The 16,741-nt window shown below is 55.4% G+C and carries 13 protein-coding genes; 7 read left to right on the forward strand and 6 right to left on the reverse strand.

All coding sequences use genetic code 11. The features are described from left to right. Positions 1 to 12 precede the first annotated feature (12 nt). The 4 genes from dapB to V1572_RS06280 all read left to right on the forward strand — a co-directional run bounded on the left by dapB (position 13) and on the right by V1572_RS06280 (position 6,095). Positions 13 to 834, forward strand: coding sequence for a 4-hydroxy-tetrahydrodipicolinate reductase (gene dapB, locus V1572_RS06265; RefSeq protein WP_395299789.1), 822 nt, complete (start codon positions 13 to 15; stop codon positions 832 to 834). A 454-nt stretch (positions 835 to 1,288) separates the two neighbouring features. After that, positions 1,289 to 2,437, forward strand: coding sequence for a glutamine-hydrolyzing carbamoyl-phosphate synthase small subunit (gene carA, locus V1572_RS06270; RefSeq protein ID WP_010427050.1), 1,149 nt, complete (start codon positions 1,289 to 1,291; stop codon positions 2,435 to 2,437). Between the two features lie 18 nt (positions 2,438 to 2,455). Then, positions 2,456 to 5,680, forward strand: coding sequence for a carbamoyl-phosphate synthase large subunit (carB, locus tag V1572_RS06275; RefSeq protein WP_047072642.1), 3,225 nt, complete (start codon positions 2,456 to 2,458; stop codon positions 5,678 to 5,680). A gap of 181 nt (positions 5,681 to 5,861) precedes the next feature. Then, positions 5,862 to 6,095 (forward strand): YgdI/YgdR family lipoprotein, encoded by a 234-nt coding sequence (locus V1572_RS06280; protein ID WP_021240552.1) that lies wholly within the window; start codon positions 5,862 to 5,864, stop codon positions 6,093 to 6,095. Between the two features lie 47 nt (positions 6,096 to 6,142). Here the strand turns inward: V1572_RS06280 and V1572_RS06285 are convergent, their stop codons facing one another. Beyond that, on the reverse strand, positions 6,143 to 9,028 hold the full coding sequence (locus tag V1572_RS06285; protein ID WP_395299790.1) for an autotransporter outer membrane beta-barrel domain-containing protein: 2,886 nt from the start codon (positions 9,026 to 9,028) through the stop codon (positions 6,143 to 6,145). A 365-nt stretch (positions 9,029 to 9,393) separates the two neighbouring features. On the opposite strand from V1572_RS06285, the gene kefF reads away from it, so the two are divergent. The 3 genes from kefF (at position 9,394) to folA (ending at position 12,376) form a co-directional block, all read left to right on the forward strand. Beyond that, positions 9,394 to 9,924, forward strand: coding sequence for a glutathione-regulated potassium-efflux system oxidoreductase KefF (gene kefF / locus V1572_RS06290; protein ID WP_045907770.1), 531 nt, complete (start codon positions 9,394 to 9,396; stop codon positions 9,922 to 9,924). Further along, on the forward strand, positions 9,917 to 11,782 hold the full coding sequence (gene kefC, locus V1572_RS06295; RefSeq protein WP_045907771.1) for a glutathione-regulated potassium-efflux system protein KefC: 1,866 nt from the start codon (positions 9,917 to 9,919) through the stop codon (positions 11,780 to 11,782). Before kefF ends, kefC begins: the two co-directional genes overlap by 8 nt. Positions 11,783 to 11,896: 114 nt before the next feature. After that, the gene (gene folA / locus V1572_RS06300) at positions 11,897 to 12,376 is read left to right on the forward strand and encodes a type 3 dihydrofolate reductase (RefSeq protein WP_008502023.1); all 480 of its coding nucleotides are present in this window, start codon (positions 11,897 to 11,899) and stop codon (positions 12,374 to 12,376) included. Positions 12,377 to 12,412: 36 nt separating this feature from the next. On the opposite strand, the gene apaH is transcribed toward folA, so the two are convergent. The 5 genes from apaH to surA are packed head-to-tail and all read right to left on the reverse strand — an operon-like array spanning position 12,413 to position 16,737. Next, positions 12,413 to 13,261 (reverse strand): bis(5'-nucleosyl)-tetraphosphatase (symmetrical) ApaH, encoded by an 849-nt coding sequence (gene apaH / locus V1572_RS06305; RefSeq protein ID WP_048028538.1) that lies wholly within the window; start codon positions 13,259 to 13,261, stop codon positions 12,413 to 12,415. A 4-nt stretch (positions 13,262 to 13,265) separates the two neighbouring features. Next, positions 13,266 to 13,643, reverse strand: coding sequence for a Co2+/Mg2+ efflux protein ApaG (apaG, locus tag V1572_RS06310; RefSeq protein WP_032644031.1), 378 nt, complete (start codon positions 13,641 to 13,643; stop codon positions 13,266 to 13,268). A gap of 3 nt (positions 13,644 to 13,646) precedes the next feature. Beyond that, positions 13,647 to 14,468 carry a 16S rRNA (adenine(1518)-N(6)/adenine(1519)-N(6))-dimethyltransferase RsmA gene (gene rsmA, locus V1572_RS06315; RefSeq protein WP_008502020.1) on the reverse strand — a complete coding sequence of 274 codons (822 nt, stop codon included), beginning with the start codon at positions 14,466 to 14,468 and terminating at the stop codon, positions 13,647 to 13,649. Continuing rightward, positions 14,465 to 15,451, reverse strand: a complete 987-nt coding sequence (gene pdxA, locus V1572_RS06320; RefSeq protein WP_045907774.1) for a 4-hydroxythreonine-4-phosphate dehydrogenase PdxA — start codon at positions 15,449 to 15,451, stop codon at positions 14,465 to 14,467. The genes rsmA and pdxA overlap by 4 nt, the downstream gene beginning before the upstream one ends. Continuing rightward, positions 15,451 to 16,737, reverse strand: a complete 1,287-nt coding sequence (gene surA, locus V1572_RS06325; RefSeq protein WP_045907775.1) for a peptidylprolyl isomerase SurA — start codon at positions 16,735 to 16,737, stop codon at positions 15,451 to 15,453. Before surA ends, pdxA begins: the two co-directional genes overlap by 1 nt. Positions 16,738 to 16,741: the final 4 nt, after the last annotated feature.

Here is a 16,741-nt window from a genome sequence, read left to right on the forward strand (position 1 = left end):
AAGAGAATAACTATGCATGATGCACAGATCCGTGTCGCCATTGCGGGCGCGGGTGGACGTATGGGCCGTCAGCTTATTCAGGCGGCACTTCAGATGGATGGCGTAGCACTTGGCGCGGCGCTGGAGCGTGACGGTTCATCACTTCTGGGGACCGATGCTGGCGAGCTGGCGGGCGCGGGAAAGACCGGCGTAACAGTACAAAGCAGCCTGGACGCGGTTAAAGATGACTTCGATGTGTTCATCGATTTTACCCGTCCTGAAGGGACGCTCGCGCATCTGGCGTTTTGCCGCCAGCACGGCAAGGGGATGGTGATCGGCACCACCGGTTTTGACGATGCGGGCAAGCAGGCTATCCAGGATGCATCCAAAGAGATTGCAATTGTCTTCGCCGCAAACTTTAGCGTGGGCGTAAACGTCATGCTAAAGCTGCTGGAGAAGGCGGCGAAGGTGATGGGCAACTACACCGATATTGAGATTGTCGAAGCTCACCACCGCTATAAGGTTGATGCGCCATCAGGCACGGCGCTGGCAATGGGCGAAGCGATTGCTCATGCACTTGATAAAGATTTAAAAGACTGCGCGGTCTATGCCCGCGAAGGCCACACCGGGGAACGCGTGCCGGGCACCATTGGTTTCGCAACCGTTCGGGCGGGTGACATCGTCGGCGAACATACCGCGATGTTCGCCGATATCGGCGAGCGCGTCGAGATTACGCATAAAGCGTCCAGCCGAATGACGTTTGCCAATGGTGCCGTTCGATCCGCCTTGTGGCTGAAAGAGAAGCAAAACGGTCTTTTTGATATGAGAGATGTGCTTGATCTCAACAATCTGTAAGCATTATTACCCATCGTGATGTGGTTATTGCAGTCGTAATCCTTTGATTGCATAGGGCAATAATTTATTGCCCTTTTATTTTATCTATTTCGTGCCCATTTTGTTCCTTTATCCTTGAAAGTATAGCTATTCCACTTAATTTCCGTTACTGAAATGTAAATTTTGACCATTTGGTCCACTTTTTGATGCTGCGTCGACTCATTTTTCATTAAACCCGGCGCGCAAGCGTTTTCCGCAGTGATTTACCTGATCTTTTTGTCGCTTAAGCTTCACTCACCTCGTCAGATACGCAAAAGACTAAACAAAATATCGGTTTTAAGTTGACTTTTACCCACCAAATCTCCAGAATGCCGCCGTTTGCCAAAAATCCGCTGGCAACACATTTGCATTGATCCATGACATGGTTATGAATTAATATGCAAATAAAGTGAGTGAATATTCTCTGGAGGGTGTTTTGATTAAGTCAGCGCTATTGGTTCTGGAAGACGGAACCCAGTTTATCGGTCGGGCCATAGGGGCAACGGGTTCGGCGGTTGGGGAAGTCGTTTTCAATACTTCAATGACCGGTTATCAAGAAATCCTCACTGATCCTTCCTATTCTCGCCAAATCGTTACTCTTACTTATCCTCATATCGGCAATGTCGGCACCAATGCGGCTGACGAAGAATCCTCTCAGGTACATGCGCAGGGCCTGGTCATTCGTGACCTGCCGCTGATTGCCAGCAACTTCCGCAATACCGAAGACCTCTCTTCTTACCTGAAGCGCCATAACATCGTGGCGATTGCCGATATCGATACCCGTAAGTTAACGCGTCTGCTGCGCGAGAAGGGTGCACAGAACGGCTGCATCATCGCGGGTGATAACCTCGATGCGACGCTGGCGCTGGAAAAAGCGAAAGCCTTCCCGGGCCTGAACGGCATGGACCTGGCGAAAGAAGTCACTACCGCAGAAGCCTACAGCTGGACTCAGGGTAGCTGGACGCTGGAAGGCGACCTGCCGGAAGCGAAAAAAGAGAGCGAGCTGCCGTTCCACGTGGTGGCCTACGATTTCGGCGCCAAGCGCAACATCCTGCGCATGCTGGTTGACCGCGGCTGCCGCCTGACGGTGGTGCCGGCACAAACGTCTGCTGAAGACGTACTGAAGATGAATCCGGACGGTATTTTCCTGTCCAACGGCCCTGGCGACCCGGCGCCGTGCGATTACGCCATCGCTGCCATCAAGTCCTTCCTGGAAACCGACATCCCGGTATTCGGCATCTGCCTCGGCCATCAGCTGCTGGCGCTGGCAAGCGGTGCGAACACCGTCAAGATGAAGTTCGGCCACCACGGTGGTAACCACCCGGTGAAAGATATCGATAACAACACGGTGATGATCACCGCGCAGAACCACGGCTTTGCCGTCGATGAGGCCTCAATGCCGGCTAACCTGCGCGTGACCCATAAGTCGCTGTTCGATGGCACCCTGCAGGGGATTCATCGTACCGATAAGCCAGCGTTCAGCTTCCAGGGACACCCGGAAGCCAGCCCGGGCCCACACGACGCCGCGCCGCTGTTCGATCACTTCATCGAACTTATCGAGCAATACCGTAAGACCGCTAAATAATCAGGAGCCGAGAAGACAATGCCAAAACGTACAGACATAAAAAGCATCCTGATCCTTGGCGCTGGCCCGATCGTCATCGGCCAGGCCTGCGAATTCGACTACTCCGGCGCGCAGGCGTGTAAAGCCCTGCGTGAAGAGGGTTACCGCGTCATCCTGGTTAACTCTAACCCGGCTACCATCATGACCGACCCGGAAATGGCAGATGCGACCTACATCGAGCCGATTCACTGGGAAGTGGTGCGTAAAATCATCGAGAAAGAGCGTCCGGACGCGGTGCTGCCAACCATGGGCGGCCAGACGGCGCTGAACTGCGCGCTCGAGCTGGAGCGTCAGGGCGTGCTGGCCGAATTCGGCGTCACCATGATTGGTGCGACCGCCGACGCGATTGATAAAGCCGAAGACCGTCGCCGCTTCGACGTGGCGATGAAGAAAATCGGCCTCGACACCGCGCGCTCCGGTATCGCACACAACATGGAAGAAGCGCTGGCCGTTGCGGCTGACGTGGGCTATCCGTGCATCATCCGTCCATCGTTCACCATGGGCGGCACCGGCGGCGGTATCGCTTACAACCGTGAAGAGTTCGAAGAAATTTGCGAGCGCGGTCTGGATCTCTCTCCAACCAAAGAGCTGCTGATTGATGAATCGCTGATTGGCTGGAAAGAGTACGAGATGGAAGTGGTGCGTGATAAAAACGACAACTGCATCATCGTCTGCTCCATCGAAAACTTCGATGCGATGGGTATCCACACCGGCGACTCCATCACCGTTGCGCCAGCCCAGACGCTGACCGACAAAGAGTACCAAATCATGCGTAACGCCTCGATGGCGGTACTGCGTGAAATCGGCGTGGAAACCGGTGGTTCAAACGTGCAGTTCTCCGTGAACCCGAAAACCGGCCGCCTGATTGTTATCGAAATGAACCCGCGCGTGTCCCGTTCCTCCGCGCTGGCCTCTAAAGCGACCGGCTTCCCGATTGCAAAAGTGGCGGCGAAACTGGCGGTGGGTTATACCCTCGACGAGCTGATGAACGACATCACCGGTGGCCGCACCCCTGCGTCCTTCGAGCCGTCCATCGACTACGTTGTGACCAAAATTCCACGCTTCAACTTCGAGAAATTTGCCGGCGCCAACGACCGCCTGACCACCCAGATGAAATCCGTCGGTGAAGTGATGGCGATTGGCCGCACGCAGCAGGAATCCCTGCAAAAAGCGCTGCGCGGCCTCGAAGTGGGCGCGACCGGCTTTGACCCGAAAGTGAGCCTGGACGACCCGGAAGCGCTGACCAAAATCCGCCGCGAGCTGAAAGACGCGGGTGCGGAGCGCATCTGGTACATCGCCGATGCCTTCCGTGCCGGCCTGTCCGTCGACGGCGTGTTCAACCTGACCAACATCGACCGCTGGTTCCTGGTACAGATTGAAGAGCTGGTGCGTCTGGAAGAGAAAGTGGCAGAGCTGGGCATCAACGGCCTGGACGCTGACTTCCTGCGCGTGCTGAAGCGTAAAGGCTTCGCCGATGCGCGTCTGGCTAAGCTGGCGGGCGTGCGCGAAGCGGAAATCCGCAAGCTGCGCGACCAGTATGACCTGCACCCGGTCTACAAGCGCGTGGACACCTGTGCGGCTGAATTCTCGACCGACACCGCGTACATGTACTCCACCTATGAAGACGAGTGCGAAGCGAACCCATCCGTCGACCGCGACAAGATTATGGTGCTGGGCGGTGGTCCAAACCGTATCGGCCAGGGCATCGAGTTCGACTACTGCTGCGTACACGCCTCGCTGGCGCTGCGCGAAGACGGTTACGAGACCATCATGGTCAACTGTAACCCGGAAACCGTCTCCACCGACTACGACACCTCCGACCGCCTCTACTTCGAGCCGGTTACCCTGGAAGACGTGCTGGAAATCGTGCGCATTGAGAAGCCAAAAGGCGTTATCGTGCAGTACGGTGGCCAGACTCCGCTGAAGCTGGCGCGCGCGCTGGAAGCGGCAGGCGTACCGGTTATCGGTACCAGCCCGGATGCGATTGACCGTGCGGAAGACCGCGAGCGTTTCCAGCAGGCGGTTGACCGTCTGAAGCTGAAACAGCCAGCGAACGCCACGGTGACGGCCATCGAACAGGCTGTAGAGAAGGCGAAAGAGATTGGCTACCCGCTGGTGGTGCGTCCTTCCTACGTGCTGGGCGGCCGCGCGATGGAAATCGTCTACGACGAAGCCGACCTGCGTCGCTACTTCCAGACGGCGGTGAGCGTCTCCAACGATGCGCCAGTGCTGCTCGACCGCTTCCTCGACGATGCGGTAGAAGTGGACGTTGACGCCATCTGCGACGGCGAAATGGTGCTGATTGGCGGCATCATGGAGCATATCGAGCAGGCGGGCGTGCACTCCGGTGACTCTGCCTGTTCTCTGCCTGCGTACACCCTGAGCCAGGAAATTCAGGACGTGATGCGCCAGCAGGTGCAGAAGCTGGCCTTCGAACTGCAGGTTCGCGGTCTGATGAACGTCCAGTTCGCGGTGAAAGATAACGAAGTCTACCTGATTGAAGTCAACCCGCGTGCGGCACGTACAGTACCGTTCGTCTCCAAAGCCACCGGTATTCCGCTGGCGAAAGTAGCGGCGCGCGTGATGGCAGGCCAGACGCTGGCACAGCAGGGCGTGACCAAAGAGATCATTCCACCGTACTACTCGGTGAAAGAAGTGGTGCTGCCGTTCAACAAATTCCCGGGCGTTGACCCGCTGTTAGGGCCAGAAATGCGCTCAACCGGGGAAGTGATGGGCGTAGGCCGCACCTTCGCAGAAGCGTTCGCGAAGGCGCAGCTGGGCAGTAGCTCAACCATGAGAAAATCGGGCCGTGCGCTGCTCTCCGTTCGCGAAGGCGATAAAGAGCGCGTGGTTGACCTGGCCGCCAAACTGCTGAAGCAGGGCTTTGAGCTGGACGCGACCCACGGTACGGCGATTGTGCTGGGCGAAGCGGGCATCAACCCGCGTCTGGTGAACAAGGTGCATGAAGGTCGTCCGCACATTCAGGATCGTATCAAGAATGGCGAATACACCTACATCATCAACACCACCGCAGGCCGCCAGGCGATTGAAGACTCCAAGCTGATTCGCCGCAGCGCGCTGCAGTACAAAGTGCACTACGACACCACCCTGAACGGCGGTTTCGCAACAGCCATGGCGCTGAACGCGGATGCCACCGAGAAGGTGATTTCGGTTCAGGAAATGCACGCGCAGATTAGCAAGTAATCTGCGTAGGCCCGGCAAGCGGTAGCGCTGCCGGGCAAATGGCGGGTGGCGCTTCGCTTACCCGCCCTGCTTTTTTCTTTATCCATCTTCAGAACCTTCTGGTTTTTCATCCGCATTCAGTGAGTTAGCCTAAAATCATTAGGTCGATAACGAAATTCAACTGAGAGCAGGGGAAAACACCATGCAAAATAAATTACTGATCGCCACCCTTCTTGCCGCCACTGCAACGTTTACCGTCGCGGGCTGTTCCTCTAACCAGGCAGTGAAAACCACCGATGGCAAAACCATTGTCACCGACGGAAAACCACAGGTCGATGATGATACCGGTCTGGTGTCGTATAAAAATGCGGAAACGGGTCAGACCGAGCAGATCAACCGTGATCAGGTTAAATCAATGGGCGAGCTGGATAACTAATAAAAAAGCCGTGGCGTTTGCCACGGCTTTTAGTCTTTCAGGAACGATTACCAGCGGTGGTTCAGCAGGATATGACCGCCATAAGCAGCATAGCTGTTTTTACCCCACTCGCCGCTGGCACGCAGGGACAGCGTGGTGGTGTCGTTCAGGTTACCGGTGACGCCCAGTTCAAGCTGCCCACGATCTTCCGGCGTATCGTTGCTGACGGTCTCGCCATTAAACGCCAGATCGTTTTGACCCGCACCTTTCAGCCAGTTCACGGCAACGTACGGCTGCCAGGCTTTCACATCTTTCTGTTGGAAGTAGCTTGATTTGACGCCCAGACGACCAAACAGACCGTCATTGTCCAGCGTTGTCACCCGCACGCCGTCGCGATCGGTATGATTTTCCTGATCCAGATAGCTGTAGACGATCTGAGCCTGCGGTTCGATTTTCCAGGTGCGCTCATTCTCTGAATCAACCACCCACGCATGGCCCACTTCGACGGAAGCGGCAAAACCGGTGCTGTCGTAGTCTTCATCGTTGCGATTGCTGGTCACTTTATTGTTGTACCAGCTGTAGGCGGCCCAGGTATCAACGTAGCTGCCCAGGCGCAGCTTCTGATCTTCCTGCCAGGTTGCATACAGGCCGACGTTAAAGCCGTCCACTTTGCCCTGCGCATCACGCACGTTGTGTTTTGCATCAGAGTGGGTTTTCGCCTGACCGGCCCCGAACATGCTGCCCGCACGCAGAATACCGTTATCCATAGGCTTGCTCATAAAGTCGCTGCCTACCTGAAGCACGGTGGTGGTGGTGTCATAGCTGACTTTGTCGCCGCCTGCATTGTTTTCATGGTAGCGACCTTTGACGTACATCCAGGTGTTGAGGTCTTCTTCATTACGGAAGGTGATCTGATCGCGATCGTCACGCTTGTGCAGGAACATGCTCTGCGCGGCAAGGTAGTTGCCTAAGTAAGCGCCAACCTCCGGAGCCATGACTTCAGGAGCGCTGTTACCGCCGTTGTCGGTGTTACCGCCGTTGTCAGTGTTACCGCCGTTGTCGGTGTTGCCGCCGTTGTCGGTGTTACCGCCGTTGTCAGTGTTACCGCCGTTGTCGGTGTTACCGCCGTTGTCGGTGTTATCGCCATCATCGGTATTATCAGACGGTTCATCGGAAGGCGTGGCCTTTGACTCCAGGTACCAGTTGCCGTTGCTGTGCTGATAGAGATTATATTCCCACGCACCGGCAACCACCGGTTTGGCAAGGGTCAACTGGGCTTCGGAGCTGCCGCCAACGCTGACAATTTCCATGCCGTTAACGGTTTGCGCGCCCAGGCCGCCAATGTTGTTAACGCTGACGTCGGACTGGCCAAAGCTGCTGCCGGTAATGGTGAGATGATCGGTTGGCGAGTTGTCTTCACCCAGGGTACTGTTCATCACGATCTGACTGCCCGCAGAGCCGGTATAGTCGCCGTTAATGGTGAAATTATTGCCAACGCTGTGATTGGCGGCGCTGAGTAACAGTGTGCCACCGTTGGTGACGTTGCCGTTGACCGTATCGATACCTGAAACGCTCAGCGTATCGTTACCCTGAATCGCATTCCATGCTGCCAGCGTACCACCCGTGAGGATGTTGATATTGTCGTTTACTTCGCCAGCAGTGGCAAACTGAGCGCCATTTTCGACAGTAATCGTCGCGTTGCTACTCTTTGTACCAAGCGTTGAACCAACACCGACCAGCGTGGTGCCGCTATGCAGAACGGTATCACCCGTGTAGGTGTTTTTGCCGGTTAGCGTCAGGGTGTTGGAATCCACTTTTTCAACATTGCCGCTACCGGTAATGCCGGTGGCGAACGCCGTATTACTGCCCTGATTAAAAATAAGGGTGCCGTTGTTGGTCAGTCCACCGCTCAGCGTCGCCGTTCTCGTGCCATCACCCAACTGGAGAGAAGCATCTTTGGCAACGAGAGTCGTGCCTGCATTAGACACATTCCCTGACAGGATTAACTCACCGCTGTTAACCAGCAGCGAATTACCAGAACCGATAATGTCGATATTCCCTGAGAGCGCCCAGCTTTCACCGTCCATTTCTAAAGAAGCGAAGCCATCACCTTCCGATAAGCCAACAAAATTGCTGTCTTCTGTGCCGGTTCCTGCCAGGGTTACCGTATTTCCTTTAGAGATGCTAGAAATGACGTCGCCTTTCAGTGACGAGCCTGTATCAAGTACCAACGTATTATTTTTGCTGCTGGCAAACGTAATTGCCGTACCGCCACCGCCAATCAAACCGTTGTTGGTGATATCGACTTTCGCCGTATCCGTTACGTTGATGCCGTTCTGCGCGCCCTGAACGGTTCCGGTATTGGTGATTTTGGTATTACCGTCGCTCAGGTGAATACCATCATTTTCCGTGCCGGTAAGCGTGCCTTCGTTATTTATAGCCACACCGACGTGTGCACTAAGACCTGTTTTACCTTTAATAACCCCGGTAGCGCCATTCGATATATTTACCGCTGAGGAGTTCTGACTGACATAAATACCGTTGTCGAAAGCGGTAATGCTTCCGTTATTGATAATATCCCCCTGCATGGATTCAATGTTAACGGCAGAGGCACCGGTAGAGGAAATCGTCGCACCTTCCTCATTATTTAAGGTAACACGTTGCGCAGAGGTATTAATGTCCAGACCTTTACCTGCGCCAGAAATATTACCCTTGTTAGTCACGGTTGTTACGTTGAATCCTGAAACAGAAACCGCGCTCTCACTTCCCGAGGACGAGATGGTGACGTCTTTATTGATGGTGTATTCTGCTTCGGAGGAAAACTCTTGTGGGACAGAGGTGGATTGATCAATGGTTCCGGCAAGGGCCACTATCGGTGTGAATATAAACAAGGCAGGAAATATCTTTCCGAGGGTGCTTGTAGTTTTGTTTAATTTGAATTTTTTGTTGCGCATGTACACATCCATTTGAGAAGAAGTGACGCTAATTAATGATATGGAGTAACCCTTTTAGGCTGCTTACAAGAATGGGCTTACGACTAAGAGCATAAAATTATTATTTTTTCAATGCGTTATGTATAGGTTGATTTATTAAATAATGATTTTAGAGTTTCTTAATTGATCGTTAATTAATATATTTAATCCTTAATCATTCATTTAATATATTCTCTGTAAACGGTCATTTTTCGCCTGCTATACCCGTCCGGGACAATCATTGCCCATTGTTGCGTTTTACCTTTGCAAGGCTTTTCGCCCCTTTCACCGGGCGGGTTAACTGTCTACACTCACTGCTACAAGAAGAGAAGAAGACAGGCCATTTGATGATACTCATTATTTACGCGCACCCTTATCCGCAGCACTCGCATGCGAATAAGCGGATGCTTGAGCAGGTAAGGACGCTTGATAACGTAGAGATACGTTCTCTCTATCAACTTTATCCCGATTTCAACATCGATATCGCCGCTGAACAGGAGGCGCTTTCCCGTGCCGATCTGATCGTCTGGCAGCATCCCATGCAGTGGTACAGCACGCCCCCGCTGCTGAAGCTGTGGATTGATAAGGTCTTCTCCCACGGCTGGGCGTATGGCCACAATGGTCATGCGTTAAAAGGGAAAAGCCTGATGTGGGCGGTCACCACGGGCGGAGGGGAAAGCCACTTTGATATTGGTTCCTTCCCGGGTTTTGAGGTTCTGGCACAGCCGCTGCAGGCGACCGCGCTCTACTGCGGCCTGAACTGGCTCCCGCCTTTTGCGATGCACTGCACTTTTGTCTGCGATGACGAAACGCTGCAGGCGCAGGCTCGCCATTATAAACAACGCTTACTTGAGTGGCAGGAGGCGCACCATGGATAGCCATACGCTGATACAGGCGCTGATATACCTTGGCGCAGCGGCGCTGATTGTGCCCGTGGCGGTACGCCTGGGGCTGGGCTCTGTTCTCGGCTACCTGATTGCGGGCTGCGTTATTGGACCGTGGGGCTTTCGACTGGTGACGGATGCAGAGGCGATCCTTCATTTCGCTGAAATTGGCGTTGTGCTGATGCTCTTTGTGATTGGTCTGGAGCTCGATCCGCAGCGCCTGTGGAAGCTTCGCGCCTCGGTATTTGGCGGCGGGGCGCTGCAGATGGTGGCCTGTGGCCTGCTGCTGGGTGGGTTCTGCATCCTGCTGGGCATGGACTGGAAAGTGGCAGAGCTTATCGGCATGACGCTGGCGCTCTCCTCGACCGCCATTGCCATGCAGGCCATGAACGAGCGCAATCTGACGGTCTCCCAGATGGGACGCAGCGCGTTCTCAGTGCTGCTGTTCCAGGACATTGCCGCTATCCCGCTGGTGGCGATGATTCCGCTGCTGGCGGCCAGCGGTTCCTCCACGACGCTGGGGGCGTTCGCGCTGTCGGCATTAAAAGTCGTGGGGGCGCTGGCGCTGGTGGTGCTGCTTGGTCGCTACGTCACCCGCCCGCTGCTGCGGTTCGTTGCCCGCTCGGGCCTTCGCGAAGTGTTCAGTGCCGTGGCGCTCTTCCTGGTGTTTGGTTTCGGTCTGCTGCTGGAGGAAGCCGGTCTTTCGATGGCGATGGGGGCCTTCCTGGCGGGCGTTCTGCTGGCGAGTTCCGAATACCGTCACGCGCTGGAAAGCGATATCGAGCCGTTCAAAGGCTTGCTGCTGGGGCTGTTTTTCATCGGCGTAGGAATGTCCGTCGACTTCGGCACGCTGGTGACGCACCCGCTGCGGATCGTCGTCCTGCTGGTCGGCTTCCTGATCATTAAAATGGCGATGCTGTGGCTGATTGCGCGTCCGCTGAAGGTGCCGAATAAGCAGCGCAGCTGGTTTGCGGTTCTGCTGGGGCAGGGGAGCGAATTTGCGTTCGTGGTTTTTGGCGCGGCGCAGATGGCAAACGTCCTCGATCCCGAGTGGGCAAAAGCGCTGACGCTGGCAGTCGCACTGTCGATGGCCGCGACGCCCGTTCTGCTGGTGGTGCTGACGCGTCTGGAAAAATCGGGTAGCGATCAGGAGCGCGAAGCCGATGAGATCGACGAGGAGCAGCCTCGCGTCATCATTGCCGGATTTGGCCGCTACGGGCAGATCGTTGGCCGTCTGTTGCTGTCCAGCGGGGTGAAAATGGTTATCCTCGATCACGACCCCGACCATGTCGATACCCTGCGTAAATTTGATATGAAGGTGTTTTACGGCGATGCAACCCGCGTCGATCTATTGGAATCCGCCGGGGCGGCGAAAGCGGAGGTATTAATTAACGCGATTGACGATCCGGAGACCAGCCTGCAGATGGTGGAAATGGCGAAAGAGCATTTTCCGGATCTGACCATCATTTCCCGCGCGCGCGATGTTGATCATTATATCCGCCTCAGGCAGGCGGGCGTCGCAGCCCCCGAGCGTGAAACCTTTGAAGGCGCGCTGAAGTCTGGCCGCATGGCGCTGGAAAACCTTGGGCTCGGCGCGTATGAAGCCCGCGAACGGGCGGATCTGTTCCGTCGCTTTAATACCGAAATGGTGGAAGAGATGGCGGCGATGGCGGGCAGTACGGCCACGGAGCGTGCGGCAGTGTTTAAACGCACCAGCGCCATGCTGACGGAAATCATCAATGAGGATCGCAATCACCTGTCGCTGATCCAGCGTCACGGCTGGCAGGGCACGGAAGAGGGCAAGCATACCGGCGATCCGTCTGACGAACCGGAGAGTAAACCTTCCGCGTGAAGTGGAGTTGCCAGCAATATTAAAAAATTTCTGTATCTTTACTCTGCCGCCAGTCGACGAAAGATTAAGCTTTCCGTATAGTGGCGGCAATTTTTTGCATCCGGGAAATTTTCAATGATCAGTCTGATTGCAGCGCTGGCGGTGGACCGCGTTATCGGTATGGAAAATGCCATGCCGTGGAACCTGCCTGCCGATCTCGCATGGTTTAAACGTACTACGTTAAACAAGCCGGTAGTGATGGGCCGCCTGACCTGGGAGTCGATTGGTCGTCCATTGCCGGGCCGTAAAAATATCGTTATCAGTAGCCAGCCGGGTACTGACGATCGCGTCGAATGGGTAAAATCCGTCGACGAGGCGATTGCTGCATGCGGCAATGCCGAAGAGATCATGGTAATTGGCGGCGGGCGCGTGTACGAGCAGTTCCTGCCTAAAGCGCAGAAGCTGTATCTGACCCATATTGATGCGGAAGTGGAAGGGGATACCCATTTCCCGGACTACGATCCGGACGAGTGGGAATCGGTATTTAGCGAATTCCACGATGCGGATGCACAGAACTCTCACAGCTACTGCTTCGAGATCCTGGAACGTCGTTAAGTGATTTGCCCTCTCCCGCCCGGGAGAGGGCATGATTCAGGAGGCGACGGCCTCACTTTCCCCTAAGTCCAGCTGTCGGTTGGACGGCTGAACAAAGTAAGCTTTATCTTCCCAGCGTAAACAGGTTAGCTCTCCGCCCCAGCAGCATCCGGTATCCAGACCGTAAATCCCGTCCGGCGTCCCTTTTCCTTCCAGTGCAGCCCAGTGACCAAATACCACGTTGTACTCGCTTGTCACCGGTCCCGGAATGGCAAACCACGGTTTGAGCGGGGCCGGTGCGCTTTCCGGCGTCTCTTTGGAATACATGTCCAGCTGTCCGTTCGGGAAGCAGAAACGCATGCGGGTGAAGGCGTTCGTGATAAAGCGCAGACGGGCCAGACCGCTGAGATCCTCGCTCCAGTGGTTCGGCATGTCGCCGTACATGGCATCGAGGAAGAAAGGATACGAGTCGCTTGCCAGCACTGCCTCAACGTCACGCGCACAGGTTTTCGCCGTTTCAAGATCCCATTGTGGCGTGATCCCTGCATGCGCCATGACCAGCTTTTTCTCTTCGTCGACCTGAAGCAGGGGCTGACGGCGCAGCCAGTTAATCAGATCGTCCGCGTCCGGCGCATCCAGCAGCGGAGTGAGGCGATCTTTTGGTTTATTGCGGCTGATCCCGGCGAACACTGCCAGCAGATGCAGATCGTGATTGCCCAGCACCATGCGCACGCTGTCGCCCAGTGATTTGACGAAACGTAATACCTCAAGCGAGCCGGGGCCACGTGCGACTAAATCGCCCGTCAGCCAGAGCGTGTCCTGTTCTGGCGTAAAGTCGACCTGTTTTAATAATGCGATCAGTTCATCGTAGCAACCGTGAACGTCGCCAATCAGATATGTAGACATTAGATTAATGAATAAGTGTGGTTACGGCGAGACGGAACACGGGAATGGCAACGCGGAAGCCATTGCCATCGACATCGACCATTTCATAATGGCCTTGCATGGTACCCATCGGCGTTTCAATCACCGCGCCGCTGGTGTACTGGTACTCTTCGCCAGGGGCGATGTGGGGCTGTTCACCGACCACACCTTCCCCCTGAACTTCGATTTCGCGGCCATTGCCGTTGGTGATAAGCCAGTAGCGTCCGCGCAGCTGCACGGGCGTCCGCCCCAGGTTGCGAATGGTCACGGTGTAAGCAAAGACAAAACGTTCTTCGTCCGGCGAGGACTGTGATTCAACATAGACGCTTTGTACATGGACACATACGCGGGGCGAATCAATCATGGCTTAACTCTCCTTCGGCGGCGCATTTTCGCTGATGTAATTAGCCAGCTTGCAGTACTGCTCTACGGAAATGTTCTCCGCACGCATTGCCGGGTCGATCCCCAGTTCAGCTAATACCTCAACGGTGAATGAATTGCTGAGGCTGTTACGGATCGTTTTACGACGCTGGTTAAAGGCTTCAGTGGTAATGCGGCTCAGTACACGCAGATCTTTAACCGGGTACGGTTTCGTTTTGTGCGGCACAAGGCGCACAACCGCTGAATCCACTTTCGGTGGCGGTGTGAACGCTGACGGCGGTACTTCGAGTACCGGGATCACGTTGCAGTAATATTGTGCCATCACGCTTAAACGACCATACGCTTTACTGTTCGGGCCTGCAACCAGACGGTTAACCACCTCTTTTTGCAACATGAAGTGCATATCGGCAATGGCATCAGTATAGCTAAAGAGGTGGAACATGAGCGGCGTGGAGATGTTATACGGCAGGTTGCCGAAAACGCGCAGCGGCTGACCCATTTTTTCCGACAGTTCGCCGAAGTTCATGGTCATGGCGTCCTGCTGATAGATAGTCAGCTTTGGCCCGAGGAACGGGTGCGTTTGCAGGCGTGCGGCCAGATCGCGGTCCAGTTCGATGACGGTCAGTTCGTCGAGGCGTTCGCCTACCGGCTCGGTCAGTGCGGCAAGGCCCGGGCCGATTTCGACCATCGCCTGGCCTTTTTGTGGATTAATAGCCGAGACAATGCTTTCGATCACGAACTGATCGTTAAGGAAGTTTTGCCCGAAACGTTTACGGGCTAAGTGGCCCTGATGGACTCGATTAGTCATTGAGTATTAACAATCATTTTGATGGCGAGATTAAGCGCCGTAATAAAACTGCCGACATCCGCTTTCCCCTGGCCTGCCAGATCCAGCGCAGTACCGTGGTCAACGGACGTTCGAATAAAGGGTAAACCGAGGGTGATATTCACCCCGCGGCCAAAGCCCTGGTATTTTAGCACGGGCAGGCCCTGATCGTGGTACATCGCGAGCACGGCGTCGGCATTATCCAGGTATTTCGGCTGGAAAAGGGTATCAGCAGGCAGCGGACCGCTGAGGTTCATTCCCTTCGCCCGCATTTCGTTGAGTACCGGAATGATGGTGTCGATCTCTTCGGTGCCCATGTGCCCGCCTTCGCCCGCGTGCGGGTTCAGGCCACAAACCAGCACATGCGGCTGCGGGATCCCAAATTTTGTCTGCAGATCGTGATGCAAAATCCCGATGATCTCGCGCAGGAGATCGGGGGTGATCGCATCCGGAATCGCTTTGATCGGCAGATGGGTGGTCACCAGGGCAACGCGCATCGCTTCGGTCGCCAGCATCATCACCACTTTCGGACTGTGCGATCGCTCTTCGAAGAACTCCGTATGCCCGGTAAACGGTATGCCCGCTTCGTTGATCACGCCTTTGTGGACGGGGCCGGTAATCAGGGCGGCAAATTCGCCCTTCAGGCAACCGTCGCAGGCGCGCGCAAGGGTTTCAACCACATAGTGGCCGTTTTCCGTGCTGAGCTGGCCAGGAATGACCGGCGTACGAAGGGGAACAGAAAGAAGGGTGAGGGTACCGGCTTGCTGCGGTGCAGGCTGTTGGCCTTCAACGTAAGGGATGAGCGTTAAAGGCAGACCGAGCAGCGTTGCCCGGTCCTGTAACAGTGTTGCATCCGCGCAGACAACCAGTTCTACTGGCCAGCTGCGCTGGGCGAGCTGGACAACGAGGTCAGGCCCAATCCCGGCGGGTTCGCCGGGCGTGATAACAACACGATGCTGTTTCATTAGTTGCTCAGCACTTTCACGTAAGCACTGGCGCGTTGTTCCTGCATCCAGGTGGCTGCTTCTTCAGAGAACTTACGGTTAAACAGCATACGGTAGGCTCTGTCTTTCTGCGCCGCATCCGTTTTATCAACGTTACGGGTGTCCATCAGCTCGATCAGATGCCAGCCAAACGAAGAGTGGACCGGCGCGCTAATCTGGCCTTTGTTCAGCTTCATCAGCGCGTCACGGAAGGCAGGATCGTAGATATCCGCTGCCGCCCAGCCCAGATCGCCGCCCTGGTTAGCAGAGCCAGGATCCTGCGAGAACTCTTTTGCTGCTTTCGCAAACGAGGTTTTACCGCTCTTAATGTCTGCTGCAATCTGTTCCAGCTTCGCACGCGCCTGATCGTCAGTCATGATTGGTGACGGTTTCAGAAGAATATGACGAGCGTGAACTTCGGTAACGGAGATATTTTGGCTCTGGCCGCGCAGATCGTTCACTTTCAGAATGTGGAAGCCCACGCCTGAACGGATTGGACCGACGATATCCCCTTTCTTCGCCGTGCTCAGGGCCTGAGCAAAGATGGACGGCAGCTCCTGAATACGTCCCCAGCCCATCTGGCCGCCTTTCAGCGCCTGTTGGTCTGCGGAGTAGGTGATGGCCAGCTTGCCAAAGTCGCCGCCGTTACGCGCCTGTTCGACAATTGAACGCGCCTGACTTTCTGCTTCCGCAGCCTGATCGGACGTTGGGTTCTCTGGCAGTGGGATCAGAATGTGGCTCAGATTCAGCTCCGTGCTCGCATCGTTCTGGTTACCCACCTGTTTTGCCAGCGCGTCCACTTCCTGAGGCAGGATAGTGACGCGGCGACGCACTTCGTTGTTACGCACTTCCGAAATCAGCATCTCTTTACGGATCTGATTACGGTAGGTGGCGTAGCTGATGCCGTCATAGGCCAGACGGCTGCGCATCTGGTCTAAAGACATGTTGTTTTGTTTCGCGATGTTAGCGATCGCCTGATCGAGCTGCTCGTCAGTGACCTTCACACCCATTTTCTGCCCCATCTGCAGAACGATCTGATCCATGATCAGACGCTCCAGGATCTGGTGGCGCAGCGTGGCGTCATCCGGAAGCTGCTGACCCGCTTCGCCCGAATTGAGCTTCACCGATTTCATCAGACCGTCAACGTCACTTTCAAGCACGACGCCGTTGTTAACCACCGCGGCGACTTTATCAACAACCTGGGGGGCCGCGAAGCTGGTATTCGCAACCATAGCGACACCGAGCAGCAGCGTTTTCCAGTTCTTCATACTT

The sequence above is a fragment of the Enterobacter quasiroggenkampii genome, from assembly GCF_043972695.1.
Classification (GTDB): Bacteria; Pseudomonadota; Gammaproteobacteria; order Enterobacterales; family Enterobacteriaceae; genus Enterobacter; species Enterobacter quasiroggenkampii.